We start from the raw sequence: 15162 nt of genomic DNA, 5'->3' as shown, positions 1-15162 counted from the left end.
TTTTGCGAATGATTTCACAGTTATTTCGTTACGATTTTAGTAGTGAGGCTACGGTTCGAAGAGATAACAATAGATAAATGTTATCGTTGAGGCAGGTGACAATTCCTTCCCAAATGCTAGAGTAGTCTTCAGCTTTACCTTTTAACTAGCGTTTTATTCCATTAAATAAGCATTTTTCCAGTAGATTAGACGGTCAAGGAAAGGGAGTGCGGTAGCATGCGGGTTGTGATTCTGGGAAGTGGCGTAGTTGGCGTGAGTACCGCCTGGTATCTTGCGCAGGCAGGGCATGATGTCACCGTTATCGACAGGCAACCGGAACCCGCGTTGGAAACCAGCGCCGGGAATGCCGGGCAGATCTCCCCCGGCTATGCCGCACCGTGGGCTGCGCCGGGAATACCGCTGAAAGCAATAAAATGGATGTTTCAGCGCCATGCGCCGTTGGCGATCCGGCCTGACTTCACGGCCACACAGTTGTGCTGGATGTGGCAAATGTTGCTCAACTGTGATGCTCGCCACTATAAAACCAACAAAGCGCGGATGGTGCGGCTGGCGGAATACAGCCGTGACTGTCTGCAACGGCTGCGACAGGACACGGGTATTCAGTACGAAGGTCGGCAGGGCGGAACGCTGCAACTGTTCCGTACCGAACAGCAATATGATAATGCGACACGGGATATTACCGTGCTGAAAGAGGCTGGCGTTCCGTATCAACTACTGTCCCGTCATGAACTGGCCTCCGTTGAACCCGCGCTGGCGAATGTGGCGGAGCAACTGACGGGGGGGCTGCGCTTGCCGCATGATGAAACCGGCGATTGTCAGTTATTCACTCGCCAACTGGCGACGATGGCTGCCGATGCCGGTGTCACCTTCAAACTGGGACGTCACGTACGCCAACTGCGGGTGGAAGAGCAACACGTGACGGGCGTACAGTGCGACGATGAAATGATCGTGGCGGACGCCTATGTGATGGCCTGCGGCTCCTATTCCACGGGGTTGTTACGGCAGTGGTTCGATATTCCGGTGTATCCGTTGAAAGGTTATTCACTGACGATTCCGCTGGCGGATGATGCCTCAGCACCGGTTTCTACCGTGCTGGATGAAACCTATAAAGTGGCAATCACTCGGTTTGATCGCCGCATCCGGGTTGGAGGAATGGCAGAGGTTGTCGGCTTTAATACCGATCTACACCCTAAACGGCGTGAGACGCTGGAGAGGGTAGTGCGCGACCTGTATCCCCATTGCGGCCCGATTGAACAAGCGACATTCTGGACGGGGCTGCGTCCGATGACGCCAGACGGCACGCCGCTGGTAGGGCGTTCACCGCTGAGAAATCTGTACCTGAACACCGGGCATGGTACGTTAGGCTGGACGATGGCCTGCGGTTCAGGGAAATTGCTGGCGGATATTCTGTCGGACAAATCACCGGAGATTGAAGCCGATGATTTGTCTGTGTCTCGCTATACTCGTTAGCCTTTCTGTATTGCGAATTAACCATGGGGCAGCGGTGTAATGCTGCCCTTGTGGTGACGAGTGAGCAGACGGGCGCGTATTGCCAGCAGAGCGGCACAGAGCATGACCAGCGCCAGTGATATTTTTGACGGCAGAGGGAGCGCCATCGCGATCAGCCCCAGTGCCGCTCCTCCCGCCATTTGTACAAACCCTACCATCGCCGACGCAATTCCCGCTTCATTGGAATAAGGCTCCAGCGCGTAGCTGGTGGAGGGGCCGATCAAAAATGCCAGACCGCCACAGGCCAGCGCGACGGGCAGCATGTAGGTCGGCCAGGTGTTTTGCATCGTATCGGGTAAAAGAACGACGCCACCAAGCAGTGAGAGGAAACCCGCGCCCATCAGCAGGCTGCCAACGGACAGACAACGCGGGCGACCGACTTTGCGGATAATCCGATTCGCAAAGAAGCTAACCAGCATGATCCAAAAACCGTTTGCGCCGAAGGCAAGCGAAAATTCAAGCGGCGTGAGCCGCGCCTGGTTCATTAATACCACGGGGGAGAAGGTGACGTAGGTTAGCGCCATCCCCATTGCGCCTGCGTTTACGGACGCGAATCCCAGAAAATGGCGATTGGATAATAGACGTGCGTATTGACGCAGCGGTAAACCGTGCACGGGCAAGGTTGAATCGGGGCGTGTTTCGGGTAAAAAGCGGAGAACGAGTGCCAATACCAGAATGCTGTAGACAGCGAGGAACCAGAAAGGGGAGCGCCAGCCGAAGGCCTCGGCCAACAGTCCACCGAAGAGCGGAGCCAGCGCAGGCACAATATTCAGCGTGCCGTTAAGAAAGCCATAGGTTCTGGCGGCATCGTCACCGTTCAGCTTGTCACGTACGCTGCTGAAAATGGCAACGGCAGTACAGCAGACGGCCATACCCTGAAAAAGGCGTGAAAGAACGAATAGCGTGGCGTTGGTCGCCAGCGCCGCCATGATGGCACCGATGATATAGATTATCACACCAGTCAGCGCCATAGGGCGGCGGCCATATTTATCGACCAGCGGCCCGGCCAGAAGCTGGCCTAATCCCATGATTAGAATAAAAAGTGCGACGGTGGATTGAATCAGCGATTCAGGACTGTTCAGCGCCACGGCAATAGCAGGAATCAGCGGTAAATAGATGTCGATACCCAGAGGGCCGAGTAGAACCAGAGTGAGTAAGATGAGGATAAATCGTTGCATAACAAAAACAGAAATCTACGTTTTATGGGGTCGACAGGGTAATGTGCACACTGGCAAAAAGAAAGTGTTATCTTTGTGACAATGTCACGATGAAAGGAGCCCGCTGTGGAGGAGGATATCAGCCAGCTAACCATTGGCGACTAGCTGGCTGGCTAAGGTGTGGTTAATGTCCTACGGTTTGTTTACGGAAAAGTTCACGGAAGACAGGGTAGATATCATCCTGATCGCGAATATGCTGCATAGCGAAATTATCGAACGTATCGCGCAGCGTTTCATATTCACGCCAGAGCGTCTGGTGTGAACGTCGTGTGATCTCGATATAGCTGTAATAACGCACCATTGGCAGAAGCTGATTCGCCAGGATCTGGTGGCACAGCGGTGAATCGTCAGCCCAGTTATCGCCATCCGACGCCTGTGCCGCATAGATATTCCACTGTGACGGATCGTAGCGCTCACGTACGACTTCTTCCATTAGCTTTAACGCACTGGAGACAATGGTGCCGCCGGTTTCCTGAGAGTAGAAGAATTCTTGTTCATCGACCTCTTTTGCCTGCGTGTGATGGCGAATATAGACAACGTCCACGTTTTTGTAATTTCTGCTGAGGAACAGATACAGCAGAATATAAAAGCGCTTCGCCATGTCTTTTGTCGCCTGATCCATGGAGCCGGATACGTCCATCAAACAAAACATCACGGCCTGGCTCGATGGTTCGGCCCGGCGCTCGTAGTTCTTGTAGCGAAGGTCAAACGTATCGATAAACGGCACGCGTGCAATTTTCTGGCGCAGTTCGGTAATTTCCTGCCGCAGCCGTTCCTCTTCCAGCAATTGTGCGGGCTCGGTATGCGCCAGCTGTTCCAGCGTTTCTTCCAGTTCATGCAGCGTGCGGCGTTTACCTGCCGTCATCGCCATGCGGCGTGCCAGCGAGTTTTGCAACGACCGCACCACGCTGATATTGGCCGGAACGCCGTTCGCGGTGTAGCCAGCGCGGTGCGTTTTGTACTCGGTCATCTGCCGATGCTGGGTCTTCTTCAGGTTCGGCAGCGCCAGATCTTCAAACAGCAGGTCCAGATATTCGTCTTTGGAGATCTGAAAGACAAATTCATCCTCGCCTTCACCATCTTTACTGGCGTCCCCCTGACCGGAACCACCGCCACCACCTCCTTGTGGCCGCTCGATTTTGTCGTTCTGTACGAAGTGATCGTTACCCGGGTGGACGCGATGGCGGCGTCCTCCACGGCCCTGATGGAACATCGGTTCGTTGATGTCTGCATTGGGGATCGACACCGACTCCCCGCTTTCGATGTCGGTCACCGAACGCTTATTAATGGCCTCGGAAATCGACTGTTTTATTTGCGACTTATAGCGACGTAAAAAGCGTTGGCGGTTCACCGTGCTTTTGTTTTTGCCGTTTAGCCGTCGATCAATAAAATAGGCCATGTTTCCCCCAAACGCGGTTGCCAGCATCGTGCGTCATTATGATGATTTCCTCACCCGCAGATACCATTCGCACAGCAAACGCACCTGCTTCCGGGTGTAGCCTTTCTCCATCATACGATCGACGAAGTCATCATGTTTTTTCTGTTCATCCGTTGAAGTCTTGGTATTAAACGAAATCACAGGCAACAGCTCTTCCGTGTTGGAGAACATCTTCTTCTCGATAACCGTTCGCAGTTTCTCGTAACTGGTCCAGTTTGGATTCCGGCCGCTATTATTGGCGCGGGCGCGCAGTACGAAGTTGACGATCTCGTTACGGAAGTCTTTAGGGTTGCTGATGCCCGCAGGCTTCTCGATTTTTTCCAGCTCGGCGTTGAGCGATTCACGGTCAAACAGTTGGCCGGTATCCGGGTCACGGTACTCCTGATCCTGAATCCAGAAATCCGCATAGGTAACATAACGGTCGAAAATGTTCTGGCCGTATTCGGAATAGGATTCGAGATAGGCGGTCTGGATCTCTTTGCCGATAAACTCCGCGTATTTCGGCGTCAGATAGCCTTTCAGGTGCTCCAGATACTTCTCTGCCTGCTCCTGCGGGAATTGTTCGCGCTCGATCTGTTGTTCCAGTACGTAGAACAGGTGTACCGGGTTAGCCGCGACTTCGCTGTGATCGAAGTTAAAGACGCGTGAGAGAATTTTGAACGCGAAGCGGGTCGACAGACCGTTCATCCCTTCATCTACGCCCGCGTAATCGCGGTACTCCTGATAGGATTTCGCCTTCGGATCGGTATCTTTCAGGCTTTCTCCGTCGTAAACCCGCATCTTGGAGTAGATGCTGGAGTTTTCGGGGTCTTTCAGGCGCGACAGAATGGAGAAGCGAGCCAGCGTTTCCAGCGTGCCGGGCGCGCAAGGCGCATGCGTCAGCTCGCTGTGATCCAGCAGTTTGTCGTAGATTTTGACCTCTTCGGATACGCGCAGGCAGTACGGCACCTTCACGATATACACGCGGTCAAGAAACGCTTCATTGTTCTTGTTGTTACGGAATTGCACCCACTCGGATTCATTGGAGTGCGCCAGAATAATCCCGTTGAACGGCAGGGCGGCAATGCCTTCCGTCCCGTTGTAGTTGCCTTCCTGTGTTGCGGTCAGCAGCGGGTGGAGCACCTTGATCGGCGCTTTGAACATCTCGACGAACTCCATAATGCCCTGGTGCGCGCGGCACAGTGCGCCGGAATAGCCGTAGGCATCGGGATCGTTCTGGGCAAAATGCTCCAGCTTGCGGATGTCGACTTTACCGACCAGCGCTGAGATGTCCTGATTGTTCTCATCACCGGGCTCGGTTTTCGCAATCCCGATTTGCGCCAGAATTGATGGCCACACTTTGACGACTTTGAATTTGGTAATGTCGCCGCCAAATTCCTGGAGGCGTTTGGCTGCCCACGGCGACATGATGGTGCCGAGGTAGCGCCGTGGAATGGCGTACTCTTTTTCGAGTATTGCGGCATCTTCCTGCGGGTTGAACAGGCAGAGCGGGTGGTCATTCACTGGGCTACGTTCGCCATTGGCGCTGAGGATGTAAATCGGTACGCGCTGCATCAGCGCTTTCAGGCGTTCGGCCAGAGAGGATTTCCCGCCGCCGACCGGCCCTAACAGATACAGAATCTGTTTCTTCTCTTCCAATCCCTGCGCGGCATGTTTCAGGTAAGAGACAATCTGTTCGATGGCCTCTTCCATACCGTAAAATTCCTCAAAAGCCGGGTAGCGAGCAATCACCCGGTTCGAGAATAGGCGCGACATTCGTGATTCTTGGGCGGTATCCACCATTACAGGCTCACCGATAGCCGTTAACAATCGTTCAGCCGCGTTCGCATAAGCATTGCGATCCTGCTGACAGATAGTAAGGAATTCCTGCAGAGTGAACTCTTCATCCTTGGCAGCGTCGTAGCGCTGGCGGTAGTGATCAAATATGTTCATAGCGATGCCCGTCCTTCGTCGATTAGCACAGATTAAGAGAGCGCGTGGAATATATGCCTATTAATGTATTGCCCCCCGAAAGAAGAAATCTTCTGAGTCCAGCAACCCTTATGCCAACTTGCTGCATCAGGGCGTCGTGATTTTATTCATACCTGCTGGTCAGGAAGACGTCACCTTCTGTATTAAAGCGTAGTTTGCATCCGTAAAATTTCCTCTAGTCCACAGACGTATTTTTAAGATATTTCAAGGACTCACTTTCAGGAAAATCCGTGTAACCTTATAGAGAATAGGCGCTCAGCCTTAAGGGCACTGCCTATTACCGACGTTAGCGCACGTAAAACCTATCGAATAGTTAGGTTATTCGTTAATGTTATTTTTATATAACCTGAACGCTAACGTGTGTAATTGGCCTATCATTTTTCATGATATTTATCTGTAATAGGAAATAGAAAACTGTGAAAAAACCTCAACTATGTATGCTGGCCGCACTGGTTTCTGGTGCCGTGCTCCTGCCTTCAGCCTATGCCGCAGATGTCTCCCTGGGCCTTGGCGCTGCGGGTTCAACGTCCGTGTACCGTGGTGTTGATAATGACGTTTATCCGCTTCCTGTACTGAATTATGAAAGTGAAAATTTTTATTTCCGCGGGCTGGGTGGTGGATACTACCTGTGGAATGACGGCGCAAATCGTCTCTCTTTAACGGCTTACTACCTGCCTTTAGGGTTTAAACCGGGAGATAGCGACGATCTGCGTATGAAGCAGTTAGATAAACGCCGCGGCACGCTGATGGCGGGTGCGGCCTACCGTCATATCGCCGATTGGGGCGAAATTCGTACTGTGCTGGCAGGGGATACGCTGGATTACAGCAACGGTTTTGCATGGGATACCGCCTATCTTTACCGCTTCTCAATGGGCGATCTGAGCATCACTCCGGGTATCGGCGCCACCTGGTTTAGTGAAAACATGAACCAGTATTACTACGGCGTTAGCGCACAGGAGTCCGCGCGTTCCGGCTTTAACCAGTATAGTCCTGGCGATGGCTGGGCCCCGTATCTTGAACTGAGCGCCGGTTATCAGATTAACGAAAGCTGGAGCGCCTGGGCCGTAGGGCGTTACACACGTTTGTCTGACGAAATGAAGGACAGCCCGATTGTCGATAGTAGCCACAGCATCTTAATGAGCGCAGGCGTCAGCTACCGCTTCTGATGCTCTTCGTGAGCATGGTGCATTTGCCGTACAATAATGGGGTGATATCACCCCATTTATAGCGGTGGTTATTTCTTGATGCGGATAACCGTCGCCAGACGCGCCGGAGCCTTGGCGGAGGCGACAAACGGTTGATTAATCCGCGCGGTTTCCACACACACGAACGTTTTATATCCCTCATCTGGCATATCGCTAATCGTACGAGAGAGCTCAGCACCGGGGTTCCACGACACGACATCACTGTGGTGTGAATGGTGTACTTCGATAGCCCGTTTCAGTGCCTCATCATGTACCACGCTGGTGTCTTGCGGCTGGGTATAAATACGGTCTGTACGGTCGGTAAAGACCAGATCGCCTTGCTGCGTAGCCAGCTTGCCTTGATCCACCTTATCAATAAATGATTCACCCAGACCGGCAATGCGAATATCGCTGATGTCGCCGATGTTGAAATAGGTGTGCAGCGCGCTGGTGATGCTGTAATCGCCATGCGCTTCCAGCTCAATACCGCACTCTTTGCCCAGCTTGAAGCGGGCGATGAGCGTGAACGCATGCGGCCAGCTCTTACGCGTTTCTTCATTGTCCTGCAGCGTGAATGTGAGCTGCACACCGTGCTCATCTTCGCTGTGAGCGGTAAATTCCCACGGCAGCAGACGGGCAAAACCGTGGTTAGGATCGGCGAAAGGGCCAAACCAAGGGAAACAGATCGGTACACCGCCGCGAATCGCAACGTGATGAGTAAAAGGCGTATTGTCGCTCAGCCAGAGCACCGGCTCTTCATTAGTTGGCTGCCAACTGAGTAAGTGTGCCCCTTGTAATGCCACTGCCGCGCGCACTTCAGGATGGTTAACGACGACGATGGGGAGTTGGTCCAGCTGACGCTCGCTGAGGGTGGCGCTAATTTGCTTAGTGACGGGGAGTGAGAAAATTGTGTTATGCATGATAGTGCCTTTTTTTGATTGTTTTTCGTGGTAAAAAGAAATCTGCAATTAACAATAAAAAAGGGCGACATCACGTCGCCCTTTTTTCACAGAATCATCGCTGACGCTTATTTAGAGATGTGAGCGATCAGATCCAGAACTTTGTTTGAGTAACCTGTTTCGTTGTCGTACCAGGAAACCAGTTTCACAAAGTTATCGCTCAGTGCGATACCGGCTTTAGCATCGAATACAGAAGTCAGTTTTTCACCGTTGAAATCGGTAGAAACCACTTCGTCTTCGGTGTAACCCAGAACGCCTTTCAGCTCGCCTTCAGAAGCGGCTTTGATGGCTGCACAGATTTCTTTGTAAGACGCTGGTTTTTCCAGACGTGCAGTCAGGTCAACAACAGAAACGTTAGGGGTAGGGACGCGGAACGCCATACCAGTCAGTTTGCCGTTCAGCTCAGGAATCACTTTACCTACTGCTTTAGCAGCACCGGTAGAAGATGGGATGATGTTCTGTGCTGCGCCGCGGCCGCCGCGCCAGTCTTTGTGAGACGGGCCATCAACCGTTTTCTGCGTTGCAGTGGTTGCGTGAACAGTGGTCATCAGTGCTTCAACAATACCGAAGTTGTCGTTGATGACTTTTGCCAGTGGTGCTAGGCAGTTGGTGGTGCAAGATGCGTTAGAAACGATTTCCTGACCCGCGTAAGTTTTGTGGTTTACGCCCATAACGAACATCGGGGTGTCATCTTTAGATGGACCCGTCAGAACGACTTTCTTTGCACCAGCAGCGATGTGCTTACGTGCCGTTTCGTCAGTCAGGAACAGGCCAGTTGCTTCAGCAACGACATCAACGTTAACTTCGTTCCACTTCAGGTTTGCAGGATCGCGCTCGGCGGTAACACGAATGGTTTTGCCGTTAACAACCAGGTGGCCATCTTTAACTTCAACGGTGCCGTTGAAACGACCATGAGTTGAGTCGTACTTCAGCATGTACGCCATGTAATCAGCGTCCAACAGGTCGTTGATTGCAACGATCTCGATGTCAGAACGTTCTTGTGCAGCGCGGAAAACAATACGGCCGATACGGCCAAAACCGTTGATACCTACTTTGATAGTCATATATTCCACCAGCTATTGGTTTGTGAATAAAAGGTTGGTTGTAAAATTACAAAAACCTTGCTGAGCGTCAAGCGGAATCGTGTCAATAGTTGCTGTAAGTCAAACCTATGACCAATCTTTGTGCAAAAACCGCTCGAGTCTGTAACTAAGTAACATCTAAGGCTGATATGAGGGCGGAATGCATCATATAAAGCCTGCGTTATCTCAATATGTGATATGTGTCACAATTAAATGTTCATGCTGATAACATTCCTAATATTAAGCCAGAACGGTCTGTTGGGTTGTTAATTTTTTGTTATAATCAATGATTAATTGAATTGATAACACCCGCTGTGAGACTCCCATGACTAACGACTCTGCTTCGCGTACCCCATCCGATAATACTGAACTGACAGAGATGCAGCGCTATGTCACCCAGCAACGCGGTACGGAGCCTGCGTTTTCAGGCAAACTGCTGCATAACAAGCGCACCGGCGTTTATCACTGCCTGTGCTGTCAGGCCCCGCTGTTTTACTCTGACCGCAAATATGACTCCGGTTGTGGCTGGCCAAGCTTTGATCAGCCTGTTTCCTCAGAAGCGATTCGCTATCTGGAAGATGATTCACACAATATGCGCCGTATTGAGATCCGCTGTGGGCAGTGTGATGCGCATCTGGGCCACGTTTTCCCTGATGGCCCGAAAACCACGGGCGAACGCTACTGCGTGAATTCTGCTTCGCTGAGCTTTATCGACGACGTTGATGGCGAACGCGTTGACGGGTAATCTGTGTGTGATGAAAATAGGGCAGATGGCAGGCTGGCACTGTATAGCTTTAAACGATTCAGCTACTAAGTGCTCCTCTGTGCTCCTCTCAATATAGGTGTCCCTGTCAATAACAGAACTCAGTAAGCATAACGCTGACTTTTCTCGGAGCAGAAACCGGATATGGAACTCAATGATCTGATCGACGCCATGACGCCAGAAATTTACCAACGGCTGGTCACGGCGGTAGAGCTGGGCAAATGGCCAGACGGTGTCGCGTTGACAGCCGAACAGAAAGAAAACAGCCTGCAAATGGTGATGATGTGGCAGGCTCGCCATAACGAACAGGCTGAGCACATGACGATTGGCACCAATGGCGAAATTGTGATGAAGAGTAAGCAGGAACTGAAGCGCGAATTTAACATCGCTGATGCCATTGTTACGCTGAAACCCAACGCCTAACGCGTAAGCTGGCAGCCTCATCGGCTGCCGCTGTTTTGTGCTGTCGCTCATTAACGTGCTGAAGGTAGCGTGGCAAGAAATTGTGTCATATCCATAAGTATTGCCCCACGGCGTGCCATTTCCTGTAATGCAAATTCACCGTCGGTGGGGGAAAGGTTAAGGGCACGACAGCCATCCACCAAGACTTCCGTGTGATACCCCAGAGCAATGGCATCCCATACGCTGAATTTGACGCAATAATCGGTTGCCAGGCCCATAATCGTTAAATGGGTTATGTGGTTGGCGTGTAACCACTCATCCAACCCGGTTTTAAGCCGATGTCCGTTATCGAAAAAAGTGCTATAGCTATCAATCTCGGGCTGAGTCCCTTTTTGCACGACCCACTGAATGGCCGACTGATTAAGTGCTGGATGAAAATCAGCCCCTGCTGTTCCTTGCACGCAGTGAACTGGCCACCAGATCTGTGGCCATCCGTTTAGTTCGCCGATCTCTCCGACGCGGGTATTCGCATGAGTGACAAAGCAGCCGTGATTTTCCGGGTGCCAATCCTGACTGGCGATCACGGTAACACCAGCGGCCACGCAGGCTTCAATCGCACGGTTGGCAACCGCAATGACGTGGTCGCCTTCGTTAACGGCCAATGCGCCATCGGGACAAAAATCGTTTTGCAAATCAATTAATAGCAACGCTTTTTTCATTATCTGCTCCGTAATTGACTCAATCTTTATCGCTCAATTCCCCATGCAGGTTTTGCTGCATCAAATGGCGAATTTCATCGGCGCTTAACGCTTGTTGGCTCAATAAGTAATGCAGTTTAGTCAATGCAGCTTCAACGGTCATGTCAAAGCCACTGATCACGCCGGCATGCGCCAGCGCATTACCTGTCGCATAGCCGCCCATATTCACACGTCCAGAAATGCACTGCGTCAGATTGACGACCACAATACCGCGTGTGGTGGCTTCACGTAATTCGTGCAGTAGGCCGGGGCTTTGTGGTGCGTTGCCCACGCCGTAAGATCGCAGAATAAGCGCTTTCACCGGCTGGCGGAGGAAATTACTAATAACATCGGCAGAAATGCCGGGATAAATCGTAATCACCCCGATAGGCTGTGGCGTAATGTGGTGCACTTTTAGCGGCGGACAGTTGTTGCATTCCACGGTGGGCGCCAGCCGACGAATATGAATACCGGCTTCCAGCAGTGGCGGATAATTGGGGGAGGCAAAAGCATCAAAACCATCTGCATGGGCTTTGGTGGTGCGATTGCCGCGTAGCAGCTGTTATTGAAGAAGAGGGCGACTTCATTAATCGGATGATTAGCCGCAACGTATAGCGCATTCAGCAGGTTGGTCTGGCCGTCCGAGCGCAATTCCGCCAACGGAATTTGTGACCCTGTCACGATAAGCGGCTTGGCAAGATTTTCCAGCATAAACGAGAGTGCGGAAGCGGTGAACGCCATCGTGTCAGTACCATGCAGAATCACGAAACCGTCGTAATCATCGTAGTGATCTTGAATATCGTCCGCGATGGATTGCCAATCCGCTGGCGTCATGTCGGACGAATCGATCAGCGGATCATATTCATGAATCGTGAACGAGGGCATCTCTTCGCGGTGGAATTCAGGCATGTTTGCCAACTGCTGCTGTAAATGACCAGATACCGGTACATAACCATTAGCAGAGCGCTGCATGCCGATGGTGCCGCCCGTATAGGCGACATAAATGGATTTCTTTCGCATGGTGGTGTGAGTAAGGAGTAAACCGAGAATTATAGAGGGAAAAACAGCCCGATAATACTATCATAAGCAATGACTATTACCGGGCTTTTCGGGTGCATATTGGGCGGTCTCGGTAAATATTACCGGACTTCTCCGCAGTTGAGGCAAAATGCGTACCGGTTCTGCGGGTCGTTTAGGTTATTCATGATAGACTGCTGTGACCGCACGGCCTCCGCCAGCTGTGCGACCGGTGCTGGCAACATAGACTGAACGGCAACGGGCAGCAGGGCGTAAACGGAAGCGTTCACCTGATTCAGCATCGTGTCGAGCAGGCCAGGCTGTTCCGCATACCAGTTCAATTGATATTGTCCCAGTTTGGCCAGCTCCGCGGCTTTCTTCACGGCATCATCAAAATCACCGATCTGATCGACCAGACCATTTTCTTTCGCGTCGCTACCGACCCAGACGTGACCTTGCGCGATCTGATCGATTTGCTCCGGCGTTTTCTTACGTGCCTGTGCCACGATATCGATGAAGTTTTTATAGCCGCGTTCAATACTCAACTGCATCATCTGCGAGAATTCAGGCGGCAGCGACTTCGTAATCGACAAATCGGCCAGCGGGGAAGTGGCAACGCCATCCGTGTGGACGCCAAGGCTTTCCAGCGAGTTTTCGAATGTGGTAATCACGCCAAAAATGCCGATGGAACCTGTCAGCGTACTGGCGCTGGAGATGATCGCGTTTGCTGGCGTTGAGATCCAGTAGCCGCCCGATGCCGCCATACCGCCCATGGAGACCACGATCGGTTTGCCCGCCAGACGGAGCGCCATCAGTTCCGAACGGATCAATTCCGACGCGGTGACGCTACCGCCGGGGCTATTGACGCGCAGTACCAGCGCTTTGACTTTAGGGTCGAGGCGTGCGGCACGAATTTGTGCTGCCGTGGTATCGCCACCGACCATTCCCGGTGTTTCCGGCCCATCAATAATTGCGCCATTGGCAAACACAACCGCAATCTGGTTGTTATTTTGCACCGGTGGTTTGATGGTGTAGTCGTAGATGCTGATAAAATTAAAATTGTTCTTCTGGCTATTCCAACCGAATGCTTTAACCAGCGATTGTTCGGTCACGGAACGTGATGCCACTTCATCAACCAGCTTGTTATCTAGCGCATAGCGTGCGGTGTCGCCTTGAACGGCCTGCAAGCCCGCAATGATGCCTGCTGCGCCAGGGAAAAGCTGTTGAGGTGTAATCTGGCGGTTAGCGGAAACGGTATTTAAATACTGCTGCCACAGCGCGTTGATCCAGCGTCCATCGGCATCGCGCGCAGCAGGAGACATATCGTCACGCAAATACGGTTCAACGGCTGACTTATAGGTTCCCACACGGAAGATATTGGTGGTCACTTTCAGCTTGTCGAGCATGGATTTGAAGTAGAGGTTGTTGGTCGCAAAACCGTGCAGATCGACACTGCCTTGTGGCGTCAACGACACCGTATTGGCAAAACTGGCCAAATAATATTGAGACTGATTGTAGCTGTCGCCGACGGCATAAATGGGTTTACCACTATCACGGAATTCGCGCAGCGCCTTGCCGATATATTGTAGAGATGGCTGATCGGCACCGGTAAAGTCGCTGAGATCCAGCACCATTCCCGTGATGTTGTCGTCGCTCTTTGCCTGACGAATACTGTCAACGATATCGAACAGTGAGTTTTCCTGACGACGATTGTTCGATGCACCGAAGAATTCGCGTCCTAATTGACGCAATTTGTTATTGACGGTGGGTTGATCAACGACCACGCCCGTCAGATCGACCAGCAGCGCACCCTTTGTGGCTACTTCCGGTGTTGTTTTTACCTGTGAGTAGATTCCAACGCCAACCAGAATCAAGGCGATAAGAAAAATATTGAGAATAAATTCTCTGATAAAATTAAGCAGACGCCATGTCCACTTAAAAAATCCGCTAAAAATTCGCCACAATGTGCGCATGATATCTCCATGAACGGGTAAACAACGTGTGCTCTACGTCCTTCAACTTGCCCTCTGGCAAGTGATGAAGCACAAGGAGTGATAGTATCCTAATGAGCGGACAGTAAAAAGTCAGCATTAAATCGCCGCGGAAGCGCGCCCTGTCGGGGTTATCTTGTAACAAAACTTCTACTTGTGCTAACGTGGCGCGCAACGTTGCCGTGCAGCCGTTTCTTCCGTAGAAATGGGGTGTACAGTAGAAATTATATTGCCAGACAGGAGATGTGCGATGGATGCTCTTGAATTGCTATTGAATCGTCGTTCGGCCTCGCGCCTGACCGCGCCGGCACCCACGGGTGACGCATTGAATAACATTATCCACGCGGGTATGCGTGCGCCGGATCATGGTGCCATGCAGCCGTGGCGCTTTTTTATGATCGAAAATGACGGCCTGGATCGTTTTAGTACGCTGCTGACCCGTGCGGCGCAGCAGGAAGGCTTGGACGACGCCGGTATCGATAAAGCGCGGCAGGCACCTTATCGCGCTCCGCTGATTATCACCGTTGTCGCGCATTGCGAAGAGAACCCGAAAGTTCCGCTGTGGGAGCAAATTGTCTCCGCCGGTTGTGCGGTTCAGGCCATGCAGATGGCGGCACTGGCGCAGGGCTTTAACGGTATTTGGCGCAGCGGCACCTGGACGCACAATGCGCTGGTGCGCGAAGCATTCAACTGTCGGGAACAGGATGAAATTGTTGGTTTCCTCTATCTGGGGACGCCGCAGCTCAAAGCCTCAACGACGGTCACGCCGCTTGATACCGACACGTTTGTTCACTACTTCTGATCGTCATCTTTTGAAGAATACCGACTTCCCACCCGTTTTACCGTGTGCTTTCCCGCGAATGACGCGGGAAATGCCAGCCTGTGTGCGATA

General features: G+C 52.0%; 12 protein-coding genes and 1 pseudogene. 5 read left to right on the top strand and 8 right to left on the bottom strand.

The window, feature by feature from the left end:
• Positions 1-216: 216 nt before the first annotated feature.
• Positions 217-1470, top strand: a complete 1254-nt coding sequence (locus O1Q74_RS10330) for a D-amino acid dehydrogenase (RefSeq protein ID WP_271878669.1) — start codon at positions 217-219, stop codon at positions 1468-1470.
• A gap of 17 nt (positions 1471-1487) precedes the next feature.
• Here the strand turns inward: O1Q74_RS10330 and O1Q74_RS10325 are convergent, their stop codons facing one another.
• The 3 genes from O1Q74_RS10325 to yeaG form a co-directional block, all read right to left on the bottom strand.
• Complete coding sequence (locus tag O1Q74_RS10325; RefSeq protein ID WP_271878667.1) at positions 1488-2687, bottom strand: multidrug effflux MFS transporter; 1200 nt, start codon at positions 2685-2687, stop codon at positions 1488-1490.
• A gap of 163 nt (positions 2688-2850) precedes the next feature.
• On the bottom strand, positions 2851-4125 hold the full coding sequence (locus tag O1Q74_RS10320; RefSeq protein WP_271878665.1) for a YeaH/YhbH family protein: 1275 nt from the start codon (positions 4123-4125) through the stop codon (positions 2851-2853).
• Between the two features lie 36 nt (positions 4126-4161).
• On the bottom strand, positions 4162-6096 hold the full coding sequence (gene yeaG / locus O1Q74_RS10315) for a protein kinase YeaG (protein WP_271878663.1): 1935 nt from the start codon (positions 6094-6096) through the stop codon (positions 4162-4164).
• 455 nt (positions 6097-6551) lie between these two features.
• On the opposite strand from yeaG, the gene O1Q74_RS10310 reads away from it, so the two are divergent.
• Positions 6552-7301: a MipA/OmpV family protein gene (locus tag O1Q74_RS10310; RefSeq protein ID WP_271878661.1), complete on the top strand. Its 750-nt coding sequence runs from the start codon at positions 6552-6554 to the stop codon at positions 7299-7301.
• A 68-nt stretch (positions 7302-7369) separates the two neighbouring features.
• On the opposite strand, the gene O1Q74_RS10305 is transcribed toward O1Q74_RS10310, so the two are convergent.
• Complete coding sequence (locus O1Q74_RS10305) at positions 7370-8239, bottom strand: D-hexose-6-phosphate mutarotase (protein WP_271878660.1); 870 nt, start codon at positions 8237-8239, stop codon at positions 7370-7372.
• Between the two features lie 107 nt (positions 8240-8346).
• Positions 8347-9342 (bottom strand): glyceraldehyde-3-phosphate dehydrogenase, encoded by a 996-nt coding sequence (gapA, locus tag O1Q74_RS10300; protein ID WP_167494469.1) that lies wholly within the window; start codon positions 9340-9342, stop codon positions 8347-8349.
• Between the two features lie 343 nt (positions 9343-9685).
• Between gapA and msrB the strand changes: the two genes are divergently transcribed.
• Entirely contained in the window at positions 9686-10105 is a 420-nt protein-coding gene (msrB, locus tag O1Q74_RS10295) for a peptide-methionine (R)-S-oxide reductase MsrB (RefSeq protein WP_271878658.1), read from the top strand.
• Positions 10106-10267: 162 nt separating this feature from the next.
• Positions 10268-10546 (top strand): YeaC family protein, encoded by a 279-nt coding sequence (locus tag O1Q74_RS10290; protein ID WP_271878656.1) that lies wholly within the window; start codon positions 10268-10270, stop codon positions 10544-10546.
• Between the two features lie 50 nt (positions 10547-10596).
• Here the strand turns inward: O1Q74_RS10290 and pncA are convergent, their stop codons facing one another.
• The 3 genes and pseudogenes from pncA to sppA form a co-directional block, all read right to left on the bottom strand.
• On the bottom strand, positions 10597-11244 hold the full coding sequence (gene pncA / locus O1Q74_RS10285) for a bifunctional nicotinamidase/pyrazinamidase (protein ID WP_271878654.1): 648 nt from the start codon (positions 11242-11244) through the stop codon (positions 10597-10599).
• A gap of 19 nt (positions 11245-11263) precedes the next feature.
• Positions 11264-12282, bottom strand: a pseudogene (gene ansA / locus O1Q74_RS10280) (asparaginase).
• A gap of 119 nt (positions 12283-12401) precedes the next feature.
• Complete coding sequence (gene sppA / locus O1Q74_RS10275) at positions 12402-14252, bottom strand: signal peptide peptidase SppA (protein ID WP_271878652.1); 1851 nt, start codon at positions 14250-14252, stop codon at positions 12402-12404.
• 268 nt (positions 14253-14520) lie between these two features.
• On the opposite strand from sppA, the gene O1Q74_RS10270 reads away from it, so the two are divergent.
• Positions 14521-15072, top strand: coding sequence for an NAD(P)H nitroreductase (locus tag O1Q74_RS10270; protein WP_181845009.1), 552 nt, complete (start codon positions 14521-14523; stop codon positions 15070-15072).
• Positions 15073-15162: the final 90 nt, after the last annotated feature.

The organism is Pectobacterium sp. A5351 (assembly GCF_028335745.1).
Taxonomy (GTDB): Bacteria; Pseudomonadota; Gammaproteobacteria; order Enterobacterales; family Enterobacteriaceae; genus Pectobacterium.
The sequence above is the reverse complement of the archived record's forward strand: the minus strand, read 5'-3'. Positions and strand labels throughout refer to the sequence as shown.